The sequence below is a fragment of the Clostridium sp. LS genome (assembly GCF_002760435.1).
GTDB lineage: Bacteria > Bacillota > Clostridia > Clostridiales > Clostridiaceae > Clostridium.
In genome coordinates, this window is sequence record NZ_AUUU01000073.1 from 64,782 (window position 1) to 89,307 (window position 24,526).

At 29.5% G+C, this 24,526-nt stretch carries 24 protein-coding genes; 1 reads left to right on the forward strand and 23 read right to left on the reverse strand.

Going from position 1 to position 24,526, the window contains the following annotated elements:
• Positions 1-51 precede the first annotated feature (51 nt).
• The 20 genes from ftsX to COL3_RS17155 form a co-directional block, all read right to left on the reverse strand.
• On the reverse strand, positions 52-942 hold the full coding sequence (gene ftsX / locus COL3_RS17060) for a permease-like cell division protein FtsX (protein ID WP_008429425.1): 891 nt from the start codon (positions 940-942) through the stop codon (positions 52-54).
• Complete coding sequence (gene ftsE / locus COL3_RS17065) at positions 932-1,618, reverse strand: cell division ATP-binding protein FtsE (protein WP_008429427.1); 687 nt, start codon at positions 1,616-1,618, stop codon at positions 932-934. Before ftsE ends, ftsX begins: the two co-directional genes overlap by 11 nt.
• A gap of 131 nt (positions 1,619-1,749) precedes the next feature.
• On the reverse strand, positions 1,750-2,598 hold the full coding sequence (locus COL3_RS17070) for a YitT family protein (protein WP_008429429.1): 849 nt from the start codon (positions 2,596-2,598) through the stop codon (positions 1,750-1,752).
• Between the two features lie 183 nt (positions 2,599-2,781).
• A complete protein-coding gene (locus COL3_RS17075; RefSeq protein WP_008429431.1) occupies positions 2,782-3,726 on the reverse strand; it encodes a transketolase family protein in 945 nt (314 codons plus the stop codon).
• Positions 3,726-4,547 (reverse strand): transketolase, encoded by an 822-nt coding sequence (locus COL3_RS17080; RefSeq protein ID WP_008429435.1) that lies wholly within the window; start codon positions 4,545-4,547, stop codon positions 3,726-3,728. The genes COL3_RS17075 and COL3_RS17080 overlap by 1 nt, the downstream gene beginning before the upstream one ends.
• A gap of 268 nt (positions 4,548-4,815) precedes the next feature.
• Positions 4,816-5,169: a type II toxin-antitoxin system PemK/MazF family toxin gene (locus COL3_RS17085; RefSeq protein ID WP_035284546.1), complete on the reverse strand. Its 354-nt coding sequence runs from the start codon at positions 5,167-5,169 to the stop codon at positions 4,816-4,818.
• A 10-nt stretch (positions 5,170-5,179) separates the two neighbouring features.
• A complete protein-coding gene (locus tag COL3_RS17090) occupies positions 5,180-5,437 on the reverse strand; it encodes a hypothetical protein (RefSeq protein ID WP_008429440.1) in 258 nt (85 codons plus the stop codon).
• A 239-nt stretch (positions 5,438-5,676) separates the two neighbouring features.
• Positions 5,677-6,306 (reverse strand): germination lipoprotein GerS-related protein, encoded by a 630-nt coding sequence (locus COL3_RS17095; RefSeq protein ID WP_008429442.1) that lies wholly within the window; start codon positions 6,304-6,306, stop codon positions 5,677-5,679.
• Positions 6,307-6,371: 65 nt separating this feature from the next.
• Positions 6,372-7,877, reverse strand: a complete 1,506-nt coding sequence (locus tag COL3_RS17100; protein WP_008429443.1) for a bifunctional ADP-dependent NAD(P)H-hydrate dehydratase/NAD(P)H-hydrate epimerase — start codon at positions 7,875-7,877, stop codon at positions 6,372-6,374.
• Positions 7,877-8,248 carry a holo-ACP synthase gene (acpS, locus tag COL3_RS17105; RefSeq protein WP_008429444.1) on the reverse strand — a complete coding sequence of 124 codons (372 nt, stop codon included), beginning with the start codon at positions 8,246-8,248 and terminating at the stop codon, positions 7,877-7,879. The genes COL3_RS17100 and acpS overlap by 1 nt, the downstream gene beginning before the upstream one ends.
• A gap of 77 nt (positions 8,249-8,325) precedes the next feature.
• A complete protein-coding gene (locus tag COL3_RS17110) occupies positions 8,326-8,655 on the reverse strand; it encodes a DUF6514 family protein (protein WP_008429445.1) in 330 nt (109 codons plus the stop codon).
• A gap of 698 nt (positions 8,656-9,353) precedes the next feature.
• On the reverse strand, positions 9,354-9,701 hold the full coding sequence (locus COL3_RS17115) for a single-stranded DNA-binding protein (protein WP_008429446.1): 348 nt from the start codon (positions 9,699-9,701) through the stop codon (positions 9,354-9,356).
• 95 nt (positions 9,702-9,796) lie between these two features.
• Entirely contained in the window at positions 9,797-10,642 is an 846-nt protein-coding gene (locus COL3_RS17120) for a YihY/virulence factor BrkB family protein (protein ID WP_008429447.1), read from the reverse strand.
• Between the two features lie 218 nt (positions 10,643-10,860).
• Entirely contained in the window at positions 10,861-12,027 is a 1,167-nt protein-coding gene (gene dltB, locus COL3_RS17125) for a D-alanyl-lipoteichoic acid biosynthesis protein DltB (RefSeq protein ID WP_008429448.1), read from the reverse strand.
• A 170-nt stretch (positions 12,028-12,197) separates the two neighbouring features.
• Positions 12,198-13,382, reverse strand: a complete 1,185-nt coding sequence (gene dltD / locus COL3_RS17130; protein ID WP_008429450.1) for a D-alanyl-lipoteichoic acid biosynthesis protein DltD — start codon at positions 13,380-13,382, stop codon at positions 12,198-12,200.
• A gap of 238 nt (positions 13,383-13,620) precedes the next feature.
• Positions 13,621-14,937, reverse strand: coding sequence for a nucleotide sugar dehydrogenase (locus tag COL3_RS17135; protein WP_008429451.1), 1,317 nt, complete (start codon positions 14,935-14,937; stop codon positions 13,621-13,623).
• 186 nt (positions 14,938-15,123) lie between these two features.
• Positions 15,124-15,696 carry an acyltransferase gene (locus COL3_RS17140; RefSeq protein WP_008429452.1) on the reverse strand — a complete coding sequence of 191 codons (573 nt, stop codon included), beginning with the start codon at positions 15,694-15,696 and terminating at the stop codon, positions 15,124-15,126.
• A 71-nt stretch (positions 15,697-15,767) separates the two neighbouring features.
• Complete coding sequence (locus COL3_RS17145; RefSeq protein WP_008429453.1) at positions 15,768-16,949, reverse strand: DegT/DnrJ/EryC1/StrS family aminotransferase; 1,182 nt, start codon at positions 16,947-16,949, stop codon at positions 15,768-15,770.
• A gap of 221 nt (positions 16,950-17,170) precedes the next feature.
• A complete protein-coding gene (locus COL3_RS17150) occupies positions 17,171-19,456 on the reverse strand; it encodes an ATP-dependent DNA helicase (protein ID WP_008429454.1) in 2,286 nt (761 codons plus the stop codon).
• Positions 19,457-19,615: 159 nt separating this feature from the next.
• Positions 19,616-20,206 (reverse strand): DUF1836 domain-containing protein, encoded by a 591-nt coding sequence (locus COL3_RS17155; protein ID WP_008429456.1) that lies wholly within the window; start codon positions 20,204-20,206, stop codon positions 19,616-19,618.
• A 558-nt stretch (positions 20,207-20,764) separates the two neighbouring features.
• On the opposite strand from COL3_RS17155, the gene COL3_RS17160 reads away from it, so the two are divergent.
• A complete protein-coding gene (locus COL3_RS17160; protein ID WP_008429457.1) occupies positions 20,765-21,010 on the forward strand; it encodes an AbrB/MazE/SpoVT family DNA-binding domain-containing protein in 246 nt (81 codons plus the stop codon).
• Positions 21,011-21,158: 148 nt separating this feature from the next.
• Here COL3_RS17160 and rsmI read toward each other — a convergent pair whose 3' ends face one another.
• From rsmI to COL3_RS17175, 3 genes are all read right to left on the reverse strand, one after another.
• Positions 21,159-22,004, reverse strand: coding sequence for a 16S rRNA (cytidine(1402)-2'-O)-methyltransferase (gene rsmI / locus COL3_RS17165; RefSeq protein WP_008429458.1), 846 nt, complete (start codon positions 22,002-22,004; stop codon positions 21,159-21,161).
• A 1-nt stretch (position 22,005) separates the two neighbouring features.
• The gene (locus COL3_RS17170) at positions 22,006-22,755 is read right to left on the reverse strand and encodes a tRNA1(Val) (adenine(37)-N6)-methyltransferase (RefSeq protein WP_008429459.1); all 750 of its coding nucleotides are present in this window, start codon (positions 22,753-22,755) and stop codon (positions 22,006-22,008) included.
• A gap of 177 nt (positions 22,756-22,932) precedes the next feature.
• A complete protein-coding gene (locus tag COL3_RS17175) occupies positions 22,933-24,171 on the reverse strand; it encodes a C40 family peptidase (RefSeq protein WP_008429460.1) in 1,239 nt (412 codons plus the stop codon).
• Positions 24,172-24,526: the final 355 nt, after the last annotated feature.

Here is a 24,526-nt window from a genome sequence, read left to right on the forward strand (position 1 = left end):
AGATTATGCCTTAATTCTTACTGTAATTATATTTATACTTATTTGCAAAAATTATACCACTAAAAACTTTCTTAGTGCAATTATACTAGCAATTCCACCTACAAAAATCCCACCAATCATAAATTGCCATAACAGCGTTGTTAAAATATAAGTTGCCGGAACAAGACTGATAAATACTAACTGCCCAGTAATCCATCCAACTAATCCATTATATGCAAAGAATAATGCACCGCAAGCCAACATTGCTCCTACCAATCCTATAACCATTCCCTCTATAACAAATGGCCATCTAATAAACCAATCCGTAGCCCCTACAAATTTCATAATTCCAATTTCTCTTCTTCTTGAATATACAGTTAATTTAGTTGTATTCATTATTAAGAAAACAGAGACTCCTACCAATATTACAAATAATACGCCACCAACTACTTTTATGCCATTCACAATACCTATTATTCTGTCAACTAATTCTTGTTGACCACCAATAGTTTCTATGCCATCAAGTTCTTTAACTCCTTCGGTTACAGCAGCCGCGTATTCAGGCGATTCTAACTTTACTGTAAACGATGCATTGAACGGATTATTTTGTAATGTATAGCCTTTTAGTAATCCTTCATTTTCATTTGTTGTATTTTGAAAGTTCTTAAATTCATCTTCCTTTGATTGATATACTACATCCTTAACTCCGTCCATCTCTCTTAATTTTATTTCAATTTCTCTCTGGTCAATGAGTTTTATATCATCTTTAAGAAATATCTTAAGTTCAACCTTACTTTGAACAGTATTAATTCCTTTATTTATATTAGTGGCAACTAGCAAAAAGATTCCTAGAACAAAAAAAGTAATAAGAACAGTAATTATTGAAGCAATACTAATAGTTTTATTTCTTCTTAAACTTGTAAACGCATCCTTAATAAAATGTGTAATAGTATTAATTTTCATCTTGGTACTTACCTCTTTTCTCGTCTCTGACGATTTCTCCTTTTTCTATAGCTATAACTCTCTTTTTCATGTAATCAACAATTTCTTTAGCATGAGTAGCCATTAATATAGTAGTTCCCGATTTATTTATATCTTCAAGTAATGACATTATTTCTCTTGCTGTATCTGGATCTAAATTTCCGGTAGGCTCGTCCGCAATTAAAACAGATGGATTATTAACCAATGCTCTTGCTAAAGAAACTCTTTGCTGCTCTCCCCCTGATAATTCATTCGGAAACATCTTATATTTATGTGATAAACCAACCAAAGACAGTACCATTGGAACCCTTCTTCTTATTTCCTTTGGAGGTGCTTCTACAACTCTCATTGCGAAAGCAACATTTTCATAAACATTAAGAGTTGGTATTAACCTAAAGTCTTGGAATACCATTCCTATCTTCCTTCTATAATAAGGTACTTGTTTTCTGGTAATAGAAGATAAATCTTTATCTCCAACTAAAACCTTACCATTAGTAGGTTCAATTTCTTTTAAAAGCATCTTTATAAAAGTAGATTTACCAGAACCACTTGGTCCAACTAAGAAAACAAACTCCCCTGATTCTATTTCAACATTAATATCTGACAAGGCTTTTACATTATTATCATAAATTTTAGATATTCCTCTAAATTCGATCATACTCAAACACTCCTTTATTATTGTATATTTTACAAATTGTTTGCAAAACCTACAGAATTAATTATAACATAAGAATACATCTTAATGTTATACAAATTTATTAAATATTATGAATATAATATACAATAATGTTATTTAATGTCACCAAAACCTTCACCTAGCACTTCATGAACTTCCCCTACTGTTATAAATGCTTTAGGATCAATTTCTTTAATATATTTTTTCAATTTAATAAATTGATTCCTGCTCAGAACTGCATAGAGTATATCGCTCTCTTCACCTGAATATGCCCCTACACCTTTTAAAAATGTGCAGCCACGATCTAATGTATCTATTATATATTTACTTATTTCTTCATTATTTTTACTAACAATAAATACACTTTTACATACATTAAACCCTTCTATTACTCTATCTACTATTAATCCAAGCAAGATTATACTAAGAAGAGAATACAGTGCTACATTTATACCAAAAACAAATACACTTGCTAATGTTATAACAAAATCAACTGTTAATAAAGATTTTCCCATTTCCAAATGAAAAAATATATTTAACATCTTAGCCAGTATATCTGTCCCACCAGTTGATGCATTTTCATTAAACACAAGAGCTAGCCCCAAAGCCGATAGTAACGCTCCAAAAATTGTTGCTATAATTAAATCATCAGTAATTGCTACAGGCTTCATGAACTTTTCTATCCCCCATATTATTGCAGATAGCCCTAAACTCGCATAAATTGTTTTCACACCAAATTTTCCATCTATGAAAATAAGAGCTACTATAAATAATAGGATATTTAATACAAGACTAACGATACCTATAGATAAACTAGGTACAAGAGCGTTTAATATGATCGCTATTCCTGTCACGCCACCTGCAGCAATATTGTTAGGAGCAAAAAAATATTCTATTGCAAGTGCAACTAAAACTATCCCAAATGTTATTATGACGTATTCCTTTAATCTAGCAGCTTTCATGCTATCATCTCCTCTTTACTTACATTATATTTCTTTTATTATGCCTTAATAGTTTTCTCTCTTTACTTTTCATTATTCAGAAATAAAAAATACGGGATATTAAGCGTTTTATATGCTCTATACCCCGTATTTTACCACTAAATCTTAAATCATTTCACTTTTGCTATAAATTTAAGATATTATTTACTTCTTTAATGAAACAGCCTTTTTACTATTCTCCACTATTGATTCAACTGTCAAGCCGTAAGCTTTTAAAAGTTCATTTGGTTTACCACTCTCACCAAAAGTATCCTTTATTCCAACCTTTAATACTGGCACTGGATATTCTTCTGTTACAACTTCTGCGACTGCTGAACCCAGACCTCCAATTACACTATGCTCTTCAGCAGTAACTATTGCTCCAGTTTCTTTAGCAGCATCTACTAAAAGTTCTTTATCAATTGGTTTAATTGTGTGAATATTTATTACTCTAGCATTAATGCCTTCTTTAGCTAGTTCATCTTTAGCTTCTAATGCTAATTCAACCATCATTCCTGTCGCGACTATAGTAACGTCATTTCCTTGAGCCAATGTTACACCTTTACCGATTTCAAATTTATAGTTATCTGAATCATTTATTACGCTTACTGCTAATCTTCCTAATCTTACATAACAAGGTCCGTTATATTCCGCTATTGCTAATATTGCAGCTTCTGTTTCTACCGCATCTGCTGGATTAATTACTGTCATATTAGGAATACTTCTCATTAACGAGATATCTTCAATAGACTGATGAGTAGCTCCATCTTCTCCAACGGTTAGTCCTGCATGAGTCGCACAGATTTTAACATTTAAATTCGGATAACATATTGAATTTCTAATTTGCTCAAAAGCTCTTCCTGCTGCAAACATTGCAAAAGTACTAGCAAATGGAATTTTTCCACAAGTCGAAAGACCTGCTGCAACTCCCATCATATTTGATTCTGCGATTCCCATATTTATAAATCTTTCTGGTGAAACAGCTTTAAAGTCCGCTGTTTTAGTAGATTTTGATAAATCCGCATCCAGCACAACAACATCATTATTTAAATTTGAAAGTTTTACTAACGCTTTACCATAAGCCTCTCTAGTTGCAATTTTATTCCCCATTAGTTTTCCCCTCCAATTTCCTTTAATGCTTGCTCACATTGCTCTTTATTTGGAGCTGTTCCATGCCATCCTGCGTTGTTTTCCATAAATGAAACACCCTTACCTTTTATTGTGTTGCATATAATTACAGTTGGTCTTCCTTTAAATTCTTTTGCTTTAGCTATTGCATCTATAATTTCATCATAATCATGACCATTAATAGCTAAAACATTCCAGCCGAAAGCTTCAAATTTTTTATCTATAGGGCCTGGATTCATTACGTCTGCTATATTACCATCAATTTGTAATCCATTATTATCTACAAATGCAGTTAAATTATCTAATTTATAGTGGGCTGCTGACATTGATGCTTCCCAAACTTGACCTTCTTCAAGTTCGCCATCTCCTAAAATTGTGTAAACTCTATAATCTTTTTTATCAAGTTTTCCTGCTAAAGCCATTCCTACAGCTGCCGAAATCCCTTGACCTAAAGATCCTGTTGACATATCAATCCCTGGCAAATCATTCATATTAGGATGACCTTGTAATCTTGAACCAGTTTTTCTTAATGTATTTAATTCTTCAACTTCAAAATATCCTTTTCTAGCTAAAGCACTATAAAGTGCTGGTGCTGCATGACCTTTTGATAAAACAAATCTATCTCTATTAGGGTCATTTGCCCTAGATACATCTATATTCATTTCTTTAAAAAATAATACTGCCATAATATCAGCTATTGACAAAGAGCCTCCTGGATGGCCTGATGCTGATTCTGTTAACATAGAAACTATATCTTTTCTTATCAGCTTTGAAACTTCTTCAAGTTTGTATTCATTATTCATTATACAACCCCCTATATTTATTCAATTATTCCTTTATAGTATGTTTTATTTTTTACATAATTATTCTAACATAGAAAATATTATTTGTATATACTATTTCTAAATGTGCTATACTTTTGTATTGCGATTTTCTATATAGAATACATATCAACACAAAAAGAGTAGCATAAATATTATTATACTTATGCTACTCTTTTATATTAATACAAAATACTCACTTTTTTGAGTCATCATAACCTAGATGTCTATATTAATTTTGTCTTTCTAACTAACTTAAATTTAAACTCACCGCTAAAGCCTTATCAACCTTTTTCATGTCCGATTCAGTCATATGTCCAATTTTTTCTTTCAACCTTCTCTTATCTAAAGTTCTTATTTGTTCTAATAAGACAACAGAGTCTCTATTTAATCCATACTCTTCTGATGAAATTTCAACATGAATAGGAAGCTTAGCTTTATTTATTTGAGATGTTATTGCCGCAACAATAACAGTAGGACTATATCTATTACCAATATCATTTTGTATTATAATAACAGGTCGTATACCTCCCTGTTCAGATCCTATAACTGGACTTAAATCCGCATAGAAAATTTCCCCTCTTTTTACCACAATGTTCGCCATTTTTAAATAATCACACTCCGCAAATCCATGCCTCATACTCATTAACATCATCTAACATATATTCAAAACCTAATTTGGAATATTCCAAGTTTATTTCAGCCATTTCTTCATAACCAGCTTTCATTAACCTTTCAAAATCAGCTGAAAATCCCTCGTTAATATATTGTATTAACGATTTCTCCATAATTCCACTACTTTTTTTAAATTTATTTATTTTAATATCTTTAATTTTTTTGTTTCTCATATTGTTTAGATTAATCATTGACATACTTTTCCTCCATAGCAGTAAAAAGATTTTGTTACTATGATTATATTGCAAATTATGTCAATTTGTCAAAGGATTTGTATTACTTATTTGCCACGTTATAGATAAACCGCTCATTTTTTATCTTAACTTTAGCTATAATCTTCCACAATGTAAATATGTACTTTACCTATATCTCTTAAATTTTAGTATATCGTTTTCTAATGTTAATGTTGGCCTGATTTTAATTTAATAGTTTTAATTTAAAATAAATCATTACTCAAATTTTTTTCTTCCTTAAAATTTTTATAAGTTATTACTATTCTTTCTTTATCATTATCATCTAAGATTTTCAGAAGAACTGGTACTCTTTTACTTTTATCTATATAGAATTCAGCTTTATTTAAATGTTTATTTTTGCTATTATATTCTATATTTACTTGTAAATACACTCCTTCTCCCCATTCAGATTTTACTTCTTTAACATCATCAACCTGATAATTTGATAATATATTTTCTATAAATGCTAATGGATAAATCACATCTATATTTTTATCAAGAGTATAATCTTCATTGTCATCTCCTTCTACCTTAATTTCTCCACCTTTATAAACCTTAACCCGATTACTTGAATCTTGAAATTCTATTCTTGATCCTTTGTCAAAACTGTAGTATTGCATTGTATTTTCCTGAAATTGAGATTTTAAATTTTTGAATACATATTCAACTTCACTGCTATAACATTTTGTATTCTTTAATTCTTTCACTATGTCTTCGTTTGAGGGGGTAATCGCATGCCTACATAAGATTACTAATGAAATTACTAATATCGGAATTAGTATTATAATACCCATTAATAACATTTTATTAAATAAACTTCTTTCTATATTCATAAGTCCTCCCAAGATTTATTGATACTTAATACTATTTATGAAAATCTTAGGAATTTTATTCTTAATTAAATAATAATGCTGTTAATTTCTTTAGGTAATTCATTAATAATATCTCTTGCATTTACTATGTAAACTTGTTTGCTTAATCTATCAGCTATATTCCCATGAACATATGCCCCCAAAAGAGCAGCATCTTCTAAATTAACTCCTTGGGAAAGAAATGCATTTATTATTCCTGTCAGCGCATCCCCCATGCCTCCTGAAGCCATCTTGCTGTTCCCAGTTGGATTAATATAAATATCTTTCCCATTTGAAATTACAGTATTATAACCCTTTAATAAAACTACTACTCCATACTTCCTAGCAACTTCCTTTGTTATATTGACTCTATCTGATTCCACCTCTTCAACAGTTATTCCCAAAAAATGTGCCATTTCCCCTGGATGCGGTGTAATTATTGCTCTTCCCTTTATTTTTTCAAATAGGCTTTTATTTTTACCTAATAAAGTTATCCCATCAGCATCAATTACAACTGGACATTTACTGTTATAAATAACTTTCTCTAATAATTTTTTTTCGCTCTCTCCAATTCCAATTCCAGGACCAAAAGCAATAGAACTCGCATTTTTTATAAGTTCTATCGCATTACTATCATTACAAGTTACCGTCATAGCTTCTATAAACTTGCCTGATAATACTTTTTGAACTTCTTCATTACATATTAATGTAGTTAGACCTGCGCCTGATCGAACTGTGCATTCCGTAGTAATGAAAGCTGCTCCAGTAAACCCTATTCTTCCCGCTAAAACTAATGCTCTCCCATAGTTTCCTTTATGACCATAAACCTTTCTTTTAGAAAGTAGTGTTTTATATTCTTCCTTTTCAAGAATGTAAAACTTCCCGCTATTCTTCTTTTTTATACATTGAGGAATTCCTATTTTTAATACTTTTAAATTACCAACACAATCGATTGCCCCATAATTCAAAAATCCTTTCTTAATAACCTCAAATGTATAAGTAACATCGGCATGCACTGCAATTCCTCTCTCAATACCCAAATCGCAATCCAAACCCGAAGGAACATCTATTGATACTATGAATTTCGAGTAGAGGTTTACATATTTTATTATTTTAACGAACGTCCCCGTTAAATCCTTGTTGAGCCCAACACCAAATAATCCGTCTACTACAATATCATAACTTTCTAAATCATAAATAATGCTCTCGTTTATATCATTTTCCGACCTAATGAACAAAAAATCCTTTATATTAATTAACTTTTTCAGAATGTTATAGTTAACCCTAAAATCGTCTGTATAATTTTCATCCTTGCTTACGATATAAACCTTTACCTTTTTACCTTCTGCTATTAGATGCCTGCATAATGCTAAGGCATCCCCTCCATTATTACCTTTTCCACACAATATCAAAAAAGATTCACCTTTATCCACTAATTCTCTAAATATGCGTATTGCAGCATTCTCCATTAGTACAATCCCAGGAATACCCACATCATTAATACTCTGTTTATCCATTTCTCTACACTGAGCAGCCGAAAAAATTTCAAACATTATATTACCTCCATTACTGCATAAGCTATTGCATTTTCTTTATTATGTGAAATACTAACATGCATTTTGAATTCTTTTTCTCCTAAGAATTCATAAATTTTTTCACTTAAATTCACAACCGGTTTTCCTAGTTCATCTCTCAATACCTCAATATCATTTAATCCAAAGCCTTTAAATCCCGTACCTATGGCTTTACTTATAGCTTCCTTTGCAGCAAAATTCCCAGCTACTACATTTCCCTTTAACCCTTTTGACTTAAAGTACTCAATTTCATTACGTGTGAATGCCTTTTCAATAAAATTATTTGTTCTCTTCATTACTTTTTCTATTCTACTGATTTCAATTATATCTGTGCCTATTCCAATAATCATAATCCAATCACGCGCCTTTCTTAGTAACCTCATACCATGATACTAGCGCAAAAGTATAATTATTGCTACACTTTTCTCTAATTTATTACTTTTTCTTCCTCTGCAATATCAAATTCATAAACATGTTCATCAGCATAACTTCCTGCAATATCAATTAAATGTATTGGAGATACTTGATTATTATATAATTTCATAAGTAATTGTTTTACTTTGTGTCTATGAATTGAAATAATATCTATACTTTCTCTCTCCAAATTAACATTTTTTAGTCCCACATAGTCTTTTCTTTCTATTTCAATTCCATAAGCAGTTATTCCTTTATAATTCTTTTTTGTAAGTCTATAGGCATATCGAAATTCCACCTCTGAATCGCTATTAATAGATGTGTATTCCTCAACTAAATTCATAATCACTTCAGCTCCCTCAAATAATAATTCTTATTTACATACCTAATACTATCACATAATATATTAATAAATTGTCAAAGCCTGTCCATGTTTTAAAAAATTAAAACTTTTTTATTGACAATAAAACTTCTTCGATGCGTTTTTACAACATATAGATGCTTCAATTTCTTCTTATTATAAACATGTTTTGTCGAAACCTAGAAATTTAATGCTTAATTGTTATTCATCTAAACATTATTAGCATCATATAATATGGTATTTTTTTACAGAAACAATTCATTATTATTTTATAAATAAAAAAAGAGCTACCCGCTCTTTTTTTACCTCATAATCTCTTTTTTTGTTTCACCATAATTGAAAAATATATTATAGATATCGTTTACATTATTATTATAACACATTCTCATATAAATACAACACTTTTTATATAAATATTTTTTTATTTATCAAATGGCTACTTATACACTTGTACCAGTAATATTGATTTAATATTATAAAATTACTAGTTGTATATCAAATGTTTTGCACATGCTATTACTAAATAAAAGTTATTAAACCCTTAGCTCTTAAAATGTATTTTTAACAAATAGAAAGCTTATCTAATAATTAAAATTAATTCCATATTAGATAAACCCTCTGATAATATATAAAATTACAATTTTTTTAGAACAAACTAACATACCCCAATGTATAGCTTATTAATTTTCTAGCACTTGAGTTTGATTTTTCTTATTTTCTAGGAATTTAAAGTCTTCCGCTACAACTTCTGCTATATATTTTCTATTTCCCTCCTTATCTTCATAACTACCTGTTCTAAGTCTTCCACTTAAAGTAATAAGACTTCCCTTTTTAACATATTTAACTATAACTTCAGCTTTTTTACCCCAAACCTTTATTGGTATAAAATCAGCTTCTCTAATCCCATCAGGCAATCTAAAATTTCTTTGTACAGCAATTGTAAATTTAGTGTAAATCTTATCCCCATTTTCAGTGTGCCTAAGTTCAGGGTCCTTAACTAATCTTCCTAATAATATTATTTTATTCATATCTTACCTCCTGAATATTTTTCTTCTAAAGTTATACCCACTTCAGTGATTTATATTCATGAAAACAAAAAATACTTTTAAATTATAACCTTCGATTAATAATTACGATTTTTAATCTTAATCCCAGTTAACACACAGTTTATTTCTATACCTACAATGAATATAATAGATATAAGAAACAGCCATGTCATAAGTATAAATACCGCCCCAAGACTTCCATAAAATCTAGAGTAATTACTAAAATTATCAATGTAAAAGGAAAATCCAAAAGATACTACTATCCAGCCAATTGTACTAAATATAGATCCCGGAACAACTTCCCTCCATGTAAGCTTCTTTGCTGGAGTCAGTTTATATATAGAAATAAAAATAATAGCCATGATAACAACTATAAATGCGTACCTAAATACATTCCAAAAAATTAATATTAATTTATAAAATGTATAAGTACGCTTAATATGGTCACCTATTACATTTCCAAACACAAGCATTGTTAAAGTTAATATAATAATTACGGCAAGAGCCAGTATTCCAATCATTGAAATGAGTGAAAGCTTAATAAATGATCTATCTTCTCTAAAGTTATAAGCCTTATTTACACTTTTAATTACAGCCTTGAAAGCAGATGAAGCTGTCCATACCATTAATAATACTGATATACCTAATAACCCTGTATATTGATTATCAAATACTTCTTTAATAGTAGATTGTGTTAGCTCTATTACGCTTTTAGGCAGCATGACATTTAGTTGTTCCAATATGTCTCTTGAACTTAGCTTACTAAATCCTACTAATGTCATTAGAAACAACATAAAAGGAAAAAAAGATAATACTAAATAGTATGCTAATTGAGATGCTAATGCAAATACATCATCTTTCTTAACCTTCACTATAAGATGTATTAATAATTTTAACTTCTGTTTTAAACTTGTAGCTATCATATTATCACCATTTCCTATTTATTATCTTTACTTATTATTTTTATTATATTAATATTTATTCCCTTTATAAAAATTATATGTAATTTACAAGCGGCAATAAAAAATGATTATCTTAATATTTCAAGATAACCATTAGTAATATCATATTCTACAATCAAATTTAGAAATTAAAATAAATTATATATATAACCTATGTCTTAAAACAAACTGTTTAAAAACTAGGTATTGAACAAATATCCTGAAAATAACAGCAGTCCAAAACACGCTACGTGAAACGTTACAATAACTTGAGCATATTGAAACCATTTTTCCTTTTTATGAGCTTTATAAAATTTTGATTTTCTCTGATATATATCAGTACCTACTAATGCTAATCCTTGATATACTCCATATATTATATAGTACCATTTTAGACCATGCCACAACCCCATAATAAACATAGTTAATAATTGCCCTAGATGAGAAGCAATAAATCTATTTTTAAATATTTTCTTTCTCATACTATTTAATACAAATCTCGAGTATATGTAATCCCCAAACCATTTAGATAAAGATATATGCCATCTGGTCCAGAATTCTTTCATGTCTTTGCTCAAAAATGGCTTATTAAAGTTTTCTGGCATTTTAATTCCCAAAATATAGCTTGTCCCCACGGCAAAAGCTGTGTATCCTGCAAAATCAAAAAATAAATATAAGCTATATGAATACATATAGTTTATAGAATACTTAAGAATTACTGATTTCGCATGAATCAATTCAAGTGATGGAATTTGGCTCATCCATAACGAATTAATTAGATTTGCTATAACAAATTTATATATTATACCTACAATTATTCTTTTTACACCAAAGCCTAAATAGTCATTTATGTATTCACTTCTACTTATTTTTTTATCCAAATCCCTTTCAAATCTTCTAGATCTATCTATGGGGCCAGAGGTTAATGTTGTAAAAAATATAAAGAAATATATTGTATTTAATATACTAACTTCTTTTATATTTTCATCATATATTTCAATAATCATTTGAATTGCCTTAAAATTCATATATGAAAGCCCTATAAATCCAATACTTTTTAAAGTAAGAACACCACTAACTTTAAGAATAATTAATGGTAGAACCGAACAAAATAAAATTATACAATATAAATATTTATTATCCGTTTTTGTTCTTAAAATAGAATATATCTTAATTAAAGTAATCTCACCAACCAGAAATAGTGGGAACTCCCACCCAGCTCCAATTATTGCTAACGCCATTAAAATCGATATAAAAATCCCATAATATTTAATATTCTTTTCTAGAATACCTAAAATAATAGCCGGTATCAATGCAATCGCAAGTATATATAAGTAAAAGTAATCCCCATATTCAACTAATGTCATTCTAATTCCTCCATAAGTTTCTGACAATCTTATATAATATATTTATTTCAATCTTAGCTACTTAAAATTGACTATAAACAAATGGCAAATCTGATGATGACTCAAAAAAATATACTATTAATATTACTATCAATGCAATTGTTAACATTGCACCCCTCTTTAAATCTTTATTACTTATTAAAATGTGTATAAATTCCTTCATCTACTTTAAGCCACCCCTCTTCTCCCAAATGTTTCGTATCTATTAGAAAATACTTTTTGTAATCATAATCATGCAAGTCTAAAAACTCAAGACCATTATCTTCTGCAATTTTTTTTACTTGCTCATTCCATTCATCTCTTTGATTTTTAGCGAGACCTGCAAAATCGTAATACCATCCATTAACTGGCGGTATAACTATATATGGTTTTATACCTATATCCTTACATACACTTAAGAAAAACTTATAATCACCCATTTCCTTGGATTCAATGAGGTTTTCATTTTTTGATTCTCCCTCATGTTTATTAAGCTCATTTTTTAGACTAAGATTATATTTTTTATCATCTAAGTTAAATTGGTTTGTTGATACAATTGCTTCATTATCTTTTTCAACTTTGGCATACTCATCATTCCAATTTATAACACTTAATGATTGTCCAGAACTTTTATTTGGTAACCCCTTTAATTTTTCATAAATCAACGCTTTATCTTGAATACTTAATAAATACTGTTTAATTTCATAGTATGGCTTAAGCACGATCTTCTGTGCATTTGAGAATGCACTTGAATCTAAATAGAGTTTTGCATAATAAGCTTCTGGTTGATTTTTTTTAGCTTTTGTTAAAAAGTCATACACTCTTTCTGCATAATACCGTTTATTTTCTTCACTTATCTTAGGATTTTTAAAAAAGTTATAAAACTGCACTTCCGAAAAGTTAGCTGCATACTGATCTGGTTCAAGTCCATTTGCATCTTCAAACCACTGAATGGAAAGAATGTAAACCACTTTTTGATTATCTTTTACATTTCCACCACCTAAATACGCAGCTTGCTGCAAATCTTGAGTAAATGGTCTTCCAAAGCAGCTAAAATTATACTCCCCGCCTTTAAAAGGGAAAAATCCCAATGGATTCTGTGGAACGCTTATCCCAATTTCAGAAGAACCAAGCAAAAACATATCTCCCTTATCAGATAACATTTTTTTAGCTAATGAGCTTTTATCTTTTACTGTATCGAAAGGTAGCTTCCCCATCATACTTATATCTTTTTCATTAGTTAATTGCTGTATTTTACTATCCAAAAGCGAATTTAATACAACTATTACAAAAACAGTAATTATTACTGGTGTTAATATACTAATTATTTTTTTCATCACGTAACAACCTCTTTGTCGTTAAATTACTTATTGTCGCTATATTATGAATCAATTTCACAATAAAGCAAATTGTCCTATACTTATAATATTATTCATTATTATATGTGTCAATAAAAGCATTCATCAATTTGTATAAACCTCTAATTATATATAATTTTCCCCATAAAAATAAAGAAGGCATATTTTTGAATAAAACATCGTAATATACCTTCTTTTGCAGAACAAATTAATTATTCTATAACTTGTAGATTCTTTCCCTATTATTAACTACATTTTTAGTGGCATTTCTCGTATCATATACCACCTTCGCCCTAGCAACAATAGACTCATAATCATAACAGCTATGATTTGTTGTTATAATTACTATATCCGCATCGTCTATAACTTCCGTCCAATCTACAGAATTATAAACTTTTCCTTTATATTTAGATATTGGACAATAAGGATCATTTACTATAAGATCCGCACCATTCTTTTCTAACAACTCTATTACTTTGAACGCTGGTGATTCTCTATAATCATCTATATCATTTTTATATGCAACACCTAGTAAAAGAACTTTAGCTCCATTTAATGCTTTTTTATTCTTATTTAGAATTTTCATCACATTATCTAATACAAATTCAGGCATAGAATCATTAATTTCACCTGAAGTCTCAATTAATCTTGTATGATAATCATATTCTTTTGCTTTCCACTCTAAATAGAATGGATCAAGTGGAATACAGTGACCACCTAATCCTGGTCCTGGATAAAACGGCATGAAACCATACGGCTTAGTTTTTGCTGCATCTATAACTTCCCACACATCTATTCCCATTCTATTGCAAAGAATAGCCATTTCATTAGCCAATCCAATATTTATATTTCTAAAAGTATTTTCTAATATTTTTTCCATTTCCGCTACAGCTGGTGATGATACAGTATGTATATCTCCTTCTAATATATTTCTATATAATGCCGCTGCAACTTCAGTACATTCTTCTGTACACCCTCCAACTACCTTTGGAGTGTTTTTAGTATTGAACTCTTTGTTACCTGGATCAACTCTTTCAGGCGAGAATGCTAAGAAAAAGTCTTCACCGCACTTGAGTCCGCTCTCTTCTAAAATTGGCTTAAGAACTTCTTCAGTTGTTCCTGGATATGTTGTACTTTCAAGAATTATAAGCATACCCTTATGTAGATATTGTGCAACACTTTTTGTTGAATCTACAACATATGATAAGTCTGGCTGCTTATATAAATCTAGCGGCGTAGGTACACAAATACAAATAGTATCTACATCTTTAACAAAGCTAAAATCTGTAGTAGCTCTTAACATTTTTCCTTCTACTATCTTTTTTAAATTCTCATCTACAACATCACCAATATAATTCTTGCCTTCATTAACCATCTTTACTTTTTGTTCCTGAACATCGAATCCCGTAGTTTGGTAACCGGCATTGGCTTTCTCTACAGCTAATGGCAATCCAACATATCCTAATCCAACTACACCAACCTTTGCTGTCTTATTATTTATCTTATCCAATAATTGTTGTTTTAATATTGACATCTTATACCTCCACTTTTTTCAGTTAACAGGTAACAGTGCATAGTTAACAGTTAATGATGAAATTCTTACAGAATTTCTTTAAATATGTTGTTATTTATCAAAATTAATTTTAAAAATTCTCTAGAATTTTTATCTACAACTCTTAACTCTTAACTCTTAACTCTTAACTCTTAACTCTTAACTGATTTAAATACGTTCAACTTTGTCTTTGTCTTTACTATAATTTTTCCCACAAATACTACAAGTTGCATGACCATCTTTAAATCTTAGTTTTTCCCCACATTGGCATACATATCCTAACATACTTGCTGGATTTCCTACTACTAAAGCATAATCAGGTATATGTTTAGTAACTACTGCTCCAGCTCCTACTAATGCATATTTACCTATATTATGACCACATACTATGGTTACATTAGCACCAATAGATGCACCTTTACCAATTATAGTATCCTTATACTCATTTTTTCTTTCAATAAAACTTCTTGGGTTCACTACGTTAGTAAATACACACGAAGGACCTAAAAAAACATCATCTTCGCAAATAACTCCAGTATAGACAGATACATTGTTTTGTATTTTAACTCTGTTTCCAATCTTTACACCAGGCGATATTACGACATTTTGTCCAATATTGCACTTTTCTCCAATCTCACTATTGCTCATTACATGAGAAAAATGCCATATCTTCGTTCCATCACCTACTTTAACATTATCATCTACATAACTTGACTCATGCACAAAATAATTTCTATCCATAAATTAATCCTCACACTTTTCAGCATTTTTTATTTATTAAAAATAATATCTCTTATACTACAATCTTAATATTATGCTTTTATACTTTCAACTATATAATTTATTTCACTTCTTGTTAATTCTGGATAAACTGGGATCGCAAATGTTCTATGTGATAAATATTCCGCAACCGGCATATCACCTTCTTTATATCCAAGATTCTTATATACCTTTTGTAAATGTAACGGAATTGGATAATATACTCCTGTTGCTACCCCTTTTTCCTTAAGTTTAGTTAACATAGCTTCTCTATCATCACATTGCAGAACATATTGATGATATATAGTCTCGTTTTCCGAATCAATAGCAGGTACCACTACATTAGAATTTTTTAATTCTTCATCATATATCTCCGCTATTTCTCTTCTTCTTGAATTCCATTTATCTAAATGTGGAAGCTTAACTCTCAAAATTGCTGCTTGAATAGCATCTAATCTTGAATTAAATCCTATTAAATAATTATAATACTTTAAAGGGTTATATACAGTATCATCCCCACCTTTAAAGGTTTCTATTTCTTCTGTTATATTATTTAATAGATTATAAGCTTTTTGCCCTGTTTCTCCACTTCCATGTGTTCTTAGTGCCTTCGCTATAGTTGCAATATTATCATCATTTGTTACTATCATACCACCATCGCCCGCACACGAAAGATTTTTTGTTGGAAAAAACGAGAAACAAGCCGCATTTCCTAAAGTTCCAACCATTCTTCCTTTATACTTAGAACCCACCGCCTGAGCTGCATCTTCTACTACTTTTAAATCGTATTTTTTTGCAATTTCATTTATCTCATCCATTCTAGCACTTTGACCAAATATGTGAACTGGTATAATAGCTTTAGTTTTGCTAGTAATTTTCTCTTCTATTTTAGTTGCATCTATATTAAATGTTTCTTTTTCAACATCGACAAAAACAGGAGTAGCACCCACTGCTGAAATAGCTTCTGCTGAAGCAAAATAAGTAAATGTTGAAGTTATTACTTCATCTCCAATTCCTATGCCTAAAGATTTTAATGCAATAACCAATGCATCAGTTCCATTTCCTACTGAAACTGCATGCTTAACTCCTATATATTCCGCAAATTCTTTTTCGAACTCTATTACATTCTTACCCATAATATAATTTGCAGAAGACAATACCTCTTTAGTTACTCTATCTAAATCTTCAGCAATAGACTTATATTGAGCTTTTAAATCAATTAATGGAATATTCATTTTCCTCGCTCCTTAATTCTACTTAAAAATATTATTTTTATTTATACATAATAATTACTTTTTCACGTTATCGATTGAATATTGATTCTTTTAATCAAGTTAAGCCTAAGAATTATTATATATTTATTAACTTAGATATTCCTTATTCTAAAAACTAACATGAATATTTTAACATACTTAAATGGATAAATAAACTTTTTGTTTTAAGCACACGAAATATATTAATATTTGCTTATAGGCAACCATTCATTGGGTAATAGCATTTTGTACTTATTTGTTGAATATCGATCATCAATAAGTAAAACCCTTCCTACATCAGTTTCGGTTCTTATAACTCTTCCTACTGCTTGCTGGACTTTATTTATACCTGGAAAAACATATGCATAATCATAGCCATTTTCTTCATAGAATTCTTTAATAATTTCGTTTTTCATATCTATCATAGGATATCCTACGCCTATTATTATACTACCTATCAATTGTTCTCCTGGCAGATCTATCCCTTCTGAAAACATACCTCCCAAAACGCAAAACATTAATAAATTATTGCTAACTTTAAACTTGCTCAAAAATTCACTTTTTTCTTCTTCACTCATATTGGATTTTTGTTTAACGATCTCAAAATCTTTTATATTGGAATTATTTATTTCTTCATATAAAGATTCCAAATATGCATAGGAAGGAGAAAAAATTATATAATTTCCAATCCTCTCTCTCACAAACTCGCAGATTTTATTCTTCACTATATTTAATGTTTTTTGTCTGTAAGAATACCTAATATTAATTGGACTCATATAAACTTTTAGATTTTCTTTTGAAAATGGAGATGCAAGCCTTAATCTATATGTTTCATCATGTCCTCCAAGCATATTTATATAATATTTTATTGGTGATATAGTCGCCGAAAAGAAAATCACCGAATAACATTTTTCTAAATATTCTTTTAGATTCTTTGCCGGATTTACACAATATAATGTTACTTTAAGCTCTTGTAATTCTTTTTCTATGCAGGTTCGGTAATTTTCATCATATAATTGCATTGTAGACGTAAACGTATTTATATCAAAATATAATTGCAGTATATCTTCATATCCATCAAACTTGTTTCCCCTTACTAGTATTTCTTCGCTTTCTTTTAAGTAAAGTTGTAAATACTTATTTAATTCTTTAGGCGCTTCTTCCTCATAAAACCATTCCACACCTTTATGATCACATTCATTTCTCAAGTCAATAAGATAATTATTAATCTTTCCTAATATAGAATGTATCTTATTAATTTTACCTTTAGTTAACTTCTTACATTTCAGTATTTGATCTTTAGAAATAGATGCAGAATACATCTTTCTTGCCCTATCTATTAAATTATGAGCCTCATCAATTAATACAATATTTCCTTTACTATCTAAAATCCTACCCAATGAAACTCTAGGATCAAACATATAATTATAATCACCTATAATCCCGTCACAATAAAGGCTTAGATCTAAAGAAAGTTCAAATGGACATACTTTATATCTTTCAGCATATTTTTGCAATATTTCCGAGGAAATCCTATCTTCATTTTTAATAATACATAATATTGCATCTTTCACTTTACTATAATACTTTTGGGCATATATACATTTCTCAGGATTGCAATCAAAAGTATTATTAGTGCATATTTTTTCTTTTGCAGTAATTACAATGCTCCTAAACTTCAATCCACTTTCTCTTAACTTATTAAAAGTTTCTTCAGCTACTTCTCTATTTACAGTCTTAGCAGTAAGATATAGTATTCTATTTCCCATTTCTTCTCCTAAAGCTTTTACTGATGGGAATATCGTCGATATAGTCTTTCCTATTCCCGTAGGAGCTTGGGTAAATAACATTTCTTTTTCTCTTATAGTTTGATACGATATATTAATTAATTTTCTCTGCCCTTCTCTATAACTTTCAAAAGGAAATTGAAGCTTCCTTATAGAATCATCTCTCATATTCTTTTGTTCCAAAAGCAAAATACTAAATTCCTCGTATTCCTTTAATATACCTAGCGTAAACACTTCTAATTCCTCTATAGTAAATTTCCTTTCAAAACTTTTCACTTCACTGGTTTCAAGCTGCATGTAAGATAATCTTATATAAATTTCCTGAAACCCATTCTGCTTCCCATAAATTAACGCATATACTTTCGCCTGTGCCCAATGCACTTCATTACTATCATCTATGTATGTAAAACTCTTATATGTAGATTTTATTTCCTCAATAATAATTCTATCCGCCTGAATTATTATTCCATCTGCTCGACCTTCTATGCTAATCAAACTTTTATCTAGTTCAAATTCATAAGTTAAATATACTTCTCTTTCATAGTTCTCATAAATTCTATCATTATCATCTTGGAGCTTTTGATGGGCCTTAATGCCCTCTACTGCTCTTGCACTTCCTGAAAACCCATTATCTATATCACCATTTTTTAAACAGAATTCTACTAAATTTCTTACAGATTCTTTTATAACAATCTTATCCATAATTTATTCCTCTCTGTAATCAATCTTAACAATCATTTTAGTATATTAGTATTCTTTAATTCTTTATACCTTAAAACACTTACCTTAGCAAGCATCGAAAACTCAATTGCTTACAAAGTAAGTGTTTTTAATTCTACATTCATCTATAGGATTTATTTTTTATTCAGTCTCATACTCATTAACTATCCTTTGAACTAGTTTTTTTATAACACTAGCTTCTGCTATTAAGGATAAAACTAATAGGAATATTTTTATTCTTTCTTTATCTTTTTCTTTTAAATCAAAATTCTTTATTAATTCCTCTAACTTGTTTTCATGAGCCAATGATGTAGCTAAATAATCATCAAAACTTTCTTTTTGAATTTGTATAAAGGTTTTATATGTTTCCTCCCATGATAAAATATCATCGCTTCTATCATTGATTTCATTAAACGCAAGCCTGAAAACCTTTTTAATTTCTTCCGTAGTTAAAAGAGGTCTCATATAACTAAGCAACACTAGTTGTATTAAGTGCATCTTAGTATATCCTCTTTTTTTACCGTCCTCTGGCTTAGTTATAACTTCACTTTTGGTATAATTTTGAACTATATTATTAGTGAACTTTTCATCTATAAATTTATCATTCAAATAATCAATTACTTGAGATAAAAACAAATCATACTTTGGAAAATCTTCATAAGATATTGAACTATTCTTAGACATTTCCTCTGCTAATTCTTTTATATAATTTGAATCAAAACTCTTTTCCATTTCTATGCACCTATACTTTCCCATTTTAAATAAATTATATAGTAACTAGCAACTGGTTACAAGTTATTTTAAACACCATTACATAAAATTTGTCTTTTGTAATTTTAAGCTCTCCTAAAGTTACTAAAATTATACGATATATTTAATTACAAAAAATAATTCTCATAAAAAAATATCTAATTTATGTAATTGGTCGACATTATCACTTACATTATCTCTATTTTTTTAAAAGTTCAAAATTTACTTATATTCTTATTCTTGTAAATTTAATTTCAAAATATTGAATACATTTTGAAATTAAAAATTGATATATCCTTACGTAACCCTTGAGATTAGTAATAATTTATTAATTAATTTATTTAAGTTAATATTATACTTTTAAAAATAAATCCTCTTGACTTTTCTAAAATATGGTAGTATATTTTATGTAAGATGTTTATTAAAGTTGAAATTTGTAATTTCTTATAAATAAAAGCGAAATATCCATTGACTTTATATTACATACTTGGTAATATATCATAGTAGAATGTCGAATCATGGAATTAGGAGGAATTTTTTATGAAATCAACAGGTGTAGTTAGAAGAGTAGACGAATTAGGAAGAATTGTTATTCCTATAGAACTTAGAAGAACTTTAGATATTGCTGAGAAGGATGCATTAGAAATTTATGTAGACGGCGAGCAAATAATTTTAAAGAAATATGAACCAGCTTGTATTTTCTGTGGAGATGCAAGAGACGTAATAAACTACAAAGGTAAAAACATTTGCACTAAGTGTCTAGACGAAATTAAGACTAATAAATAGAATTTACACACTTAAATTCCCTATTATCAAATAAATTTAAATAGACTATCTCAAGAGTTAATTTGAGATAGTCTATTTAAAATAAGCTCTATTGCATCCCATGCATATCAGTTGTTTCTCAGAAACAACTTTCACGATTTTATGTTAGCTAAATGTTTGTTGAAAACTTATAAATTTCACTCTTCGGTAATTCTCTATCTTTAGCTACAAGTTTTATTGCTTCTTTCTTATTAATACCATCATTTATATACTTCAATATATGCTCTTCAATAGATAAATTAACCCATATTTCCTTTTGTTCTTCTTTTATTTCTTCAATGTTTTTTCCTTCCAATACAAGTACAAATTCACCTCTTGGCTTATTTTTCAGAAAATATCCTATTGCCTCCTTCAGCGTTCCTCTATATATTTCCTGATACATCTTAGTTAATTCCCTGCACACGGCTATTTTTCTGTCACCAAAAGATTCCATCAAAAATGTTAAAGTATCTAATAACCTATGCGGTGCTTCATATATTATAATAGTTTCTTGACTCATCATAAGATCATTTATTATAATTTTTCTTTCTTTATTTTCTCTAGGCAAAAATCCTCTAAATAAAAACTTTGTAGTATCTAAGCCTGAATAAACTAAAGCTGTAGTTATTGCCGTTGCTCCAGGCAATACTTCAAAGTCAATCATTTGTTCGATACATCTTTGTACTATGATACTTCCAGGATCCGAAATTCCGGGTGTTCCAGCATCAGATACCAACGCAATATTTTTTCCCTCCATGAGTAAATCTATAATTTTATCACTTCTAATTTGTTCATTAAATTTATGGTAACTTAATAGAGGCTTTTTTATTCCAAAATGATTTAGTAATTTCAGTGTTTGTCTGGTATCTTCAGCTGCTATAATATCAACTTCCTCTAATGTCTCTAATGCTCTTAATGTAATATCTTTTAGGTTTCCAATAGGAGTTGGTACTAAATATAATTTTCCACTATTCATATTATATCCTCCAATATATTGAGTCTATTTCCCTGGTATACTGTCCATTATCATCATAAACATATAATGGCGCCTCCCATTTTAAATAAGCCCCGCCATCTCGCTGGCCTTCGACCAACACAATATTAGGAGCCTTTCCCACCTTAGGGTGAATCATTCTTATCCTTTTAGGTTCTATTCTATATTTTCTCATTAAAGTAATTATATCTGCTAGCCGCTCGGGTCTGTGTACCATAAAAATCCTCCCATTGTCTTTTAGCAAAATTCTCGAAGCAGATATTACATCCTCTAGATTGCATAATATTTCATGCCTAGCTATAGCCAGCTTGTCATTTGGATTAATAATTCCAGAACTATTTAGCTTATATGGAGGATTTACCGTAACTACATCAAATTTATCGAGTTGTTTTAAAAAATCTTTATTTTTTAGGTCTTCATGCAAAAAATGAATTCTTTCTTCTAATGAATTTAATTTTGCGCTCCTTTTAGCCATATCGACCATATCCTCTTGTATTTCTAATCCATATATGCTTTGAGGCTCATATTTACCATAGATAAGAAATGGAATTATTCCTGTTCCTGTGCATAAATCTATTACTTTATGTTTATTTTTTATAGAAGCAAAATCAGATAATAAAACAGCATCTATTCCAAACTTGAATCCATCCTTTTTTTGAATCAAGTTCAAGCCTTTAAGTTGCAAATCATCTAATGTTTCATCTTCTTTTATATATTCCAGTCCGCTACTCATATTATTCTTCCTTTACTTTTAATGTATTAAACAACATTCCTTATAATTCAATAAATTTTATCCTTAATCACATATTTCACATTATAACATCACAAATTAAATAAAAAAAGCCCTTCTGTATGAGTACAAAAGGACTAAAATTCGAATCAGATATTAACAACTAATTTCTTATGTTTACTAATTAAGAACTCTTCTTGCTGCATAAAAACTATATACCGGCGCTACCTTAACCACATCACCTGTTTGTGGTGCATTAATCATTTGACCATTACCAACATATATTCCAACATGGCCTGGATGTGTAAACACTAAATCTCCTGGTTGAAGTTGATCTTGGCTAACTGGTTGTCCAACATTTATTTGTGAATATGTTGTTCTTGATATATCAATTCCTGCTGCGTGTGAATATACATATTGAGTAAATCCTGAGCAATCAAAGCTGTCTGAGCCTGTTGCACCCCATACGTAAGGCTTTCCTAATTGTGCATATGCTTCATTTAAAATAGCTTGTGCATTTCCAGCTGATGGTACGGCTACTGAGCCTGTTCTACCTCTACTTGGTGTTGCCGCTCTAGCTTCAGCTGCTTTCCTTGAAGATATAATTGCTTTAGCTTTCTCAATTTTATCATTAATTTCTGCGGTAACAATATCACTCTTAATTTGATTATCTCTAATACTTCTTAATTGAGTAATTGCTGATTGAAGATCTGTAGTTGAACTATTAGAATTACTAATAATATCAAACTGAGATTGTACAGTTTGTCTTTCTAGTTGCGATAAATATTGTGTGTCAAAGTTCTTCTTTTCATCCTTAACTTGGCTTATTAATGCCTCTTCTTCTTTTTTCTTTCCATCTAATTCATCCAAACTAGTTTTTATTTCTTGATTAAGCTTGTCTATGTCAGATTTTTTGTCTTGTAAGGATTGAATCTTATTATTTAATTCATCTTTTTTATTCACAATATCTTCTATAGCAGATTTATCTTTTCCAACAATTTTACTTACTGCCTCTGCCCTAGAAAAGAAATCACTTGTTGACTCTGATTCAAGTAAAAAATCTAAATATTTGAATTCTAAATCACCTGATTGATACATTGACTTAACTCTTTGTCCTAAAGCCAAATCTAATGTATTAATATCTTTTTTGCATTGTTCAATATCTTTAGTAGTGCTATCAATAACCTTATTAATATTTGTTATTTCTTTTTTATTTTTATCTACTGTTGTTTGTAACGGCTCTATCTGCATATCTAAATCGTAAATTTTACTCTGGATGTCTGATATCTTGTTTTCAATTTCTGCATATTTCTGTCTCGAATCACTTAATTGCTGATTATCTGGCGTGGCAAACGCTGGTACTGAACTACCTATAACGATTACTGTTGCTAATGTAACAGCTAGAATTCTACTTCTCATTAATAATCGGTCTTTGAAAACCTTCCCTCCTCCATTATTCTAAATTACTACATAATTATATCACTTTAAGTAAATATGGACAATTCGGTTATTGGGCGAATATTTAATTTATCCTAATAATCTATATATATCGTCCAAAATCCCCTCTTTTTCTAACTTATTCTTTAAATTTCTTATTTTAGCCATTTTAAACCTTTACACACATTGTATTAACCTCCTAATCATAATATTATTTGAACTATCGTATATCAAAAAATATTGACATTCATTGCACTTATATATATAATTAAATATGTTCTCGGGGTGTGGCGCAGATGGGAGCGCGCGTGGTTTGGGACCATGAGGTCGCAGGTTC

What these genes read in the sequence shown, in the direction of transcription:
- ftsX (WP_008429425.1), bottom strand. Translation starts at nt 942, where the DNA reads ATGAAAATTAATACTATTACACATTTTATTAAGGATGCGTTTACAAGT.
- ftsE (WP_008429427.1), bottom strand. Translation starts at nt 1,618, where the DNA reads ATGATCGAATTTAGAGGAATATCTAAAATTTATGATAATAATGTAAAA.
- COL3_RS17070 (WP_008429429.1), bottom strand. Translation starts at nt 2,598, where the DNA reads ATGAAAGCTGCTAGATTAAAGGAATACGTCATAATAACATTTGGGATA.
- COL3_RS17075 (WP_008429431.1), bottom strand. Translation starts at nt 3,726, where the DNA reads ATGGGGAATAAAATTGCAACTAGAGAGGCTTATGGTAAAGCGTTAGTA.
- COL3_RS17080 (WP_008429435.1), bottom strand. Translation starts at nt 4,547, where the DNA reads ATGAATAATGAATACAAACTTGAAGAAGTTTCAAAGCTGATAAGAAAA.
- COL3_RS17085 (WP_035284546.1), bottom strand. Translation starts at nt 5,169, where the DNA reads ATGGCGAACATTGTGGTAAAAAGAGGGGAAATTTTCTATGCGGATTTA.
- COL3_RS17090 (WP_008429440.1), bottom strand. Translation starts at nt 5,437, where the DNA reads ATGTCAATGATTAATCTAAACAATATGAGAAACAAAAAAATTAAAGAT.
- COL3_RS17095 (WP_008429442.1), bottom strand. Translation starts at nt 6,306, where the DNA reads ATGAATATAGAAAGAAGTTTATTTAATAAAATGTTATTAATGGGTATT.
- COL3_RS17100 (WP_008429443.1), bottom strand. Translation starts at nt 7,877, where the DNA reads ATGTTTGAAATTTTTTCGGCTGCTCAGTGTAGAGAAATGGATAAACAG.
- acpS (WP_008429444.1), bottom strand. Translation starts at nt 8,248, where the DNA reads ATGATTATTGGAATAGGCACAGATATAATTGAAATCAGTAGAATAGAA.
- COL3_RS17110 (WP_008429445.1), bottom strand. Translation starts at nt 8,655, where the DNA reads ATGAATTTAGTTGAGGAATACACATCTATTAATAGCGATTCAGAGGTG.
- COL3_RS17115 (WP_008429446.1), bottom strand. Translation starts at nt 9,701, where the DNA reads ATGAATAAAATAATATTATTAGGAAGATTAGTTAAGGACCCTGAACTT.
- COL3_RS17120 (WP_008429447.1), bottom strand. Translation starts at nt 10,642, where the DNA reads ATGATAGCTACAAGTTTAAAACAGAAGTTAAAATTATTAATACATCTT.
- dltB (WP_008429448.1), bottom strand. Translation starts at nt 12,027, where the DNA reads ATGACATTAGTTGAATATGGGGATTACTTTTACTTATATATACTTGCG.
- dltD (WP_008429450.1), bottom strand. Translation starts at nt 13,382, where the DNA reads ATGAAAAAAATAATTAGTATATTAACACCAGTAATAATTACTGTTTTT.
- COL3_RS17135 (WP_008429451.1), bottom strand. Translation starts at nt 14,937, where the DNA reads ATGTCAATATTAAAACAACAATTATTGGATAAGATAAATAATAAGACA.
- COL3_RS17140 (WP_008429452.1), bottom strand. Translation starts at nt 15,696, where the DNA reads ATGGATAGAAATTATTTTGTGCATGAGTCAAGTTATGTAGATGATAAT.
- COL3_RS17145 (WP_008429453.1), bottom strand. Translation starts at nt 16,949, where the DNA reads ATGAATATTCCATTAATTGATTTAAAAGCTCAATATAAGTCTATTGCT.
- COL3_RS17150 (WP_008429454.1), bottom strand. Translation starts at nt 19,456, where the DNA reads ATGGATAAGATTGTTATAAAAGAATCTGTAAGAAATTTAGTAGAATTC.
- COL3_RS17155 (WP_008429456.1), bottom strand. Translation starts at nt 20,206, where the DNA reads ATGGAAAAGAGTTTTGATTCAAATTATATAAAAGAATTAGCAGAGGAA.
- COL3_RS17160 (WP_008429457.1), top strand. Translation starts at nt 20,765, where the DNA reads ATGAAATCAACAGGTGTAGTTAGAAGAGTAGACGAATTAGGAAGAATT.
- rsmI (WP_008429458.1), bottom strand. Translation starts at nt 22,004, where the DNA reads ATGAATAGTGGAAAATTATATTTAGTACCAACTCCTATTGGAAACCTA.
- COL3_RS17170 (WP_008429459.1), bottom strand. Translation starts at nt 22,755, where the DNA reads ATGAGTAGCGGACTGGAATATATAAAAGAAGATGAAACATTAGATGAT.
- COL3_RS17175 (WP_008429460.1), bottom strand. Translation starts at nt 24,171, where the DNA reads ATGAGAAGTAGAATTCTAGCTGTTACATTAGCAACAGTAATCGTTATA.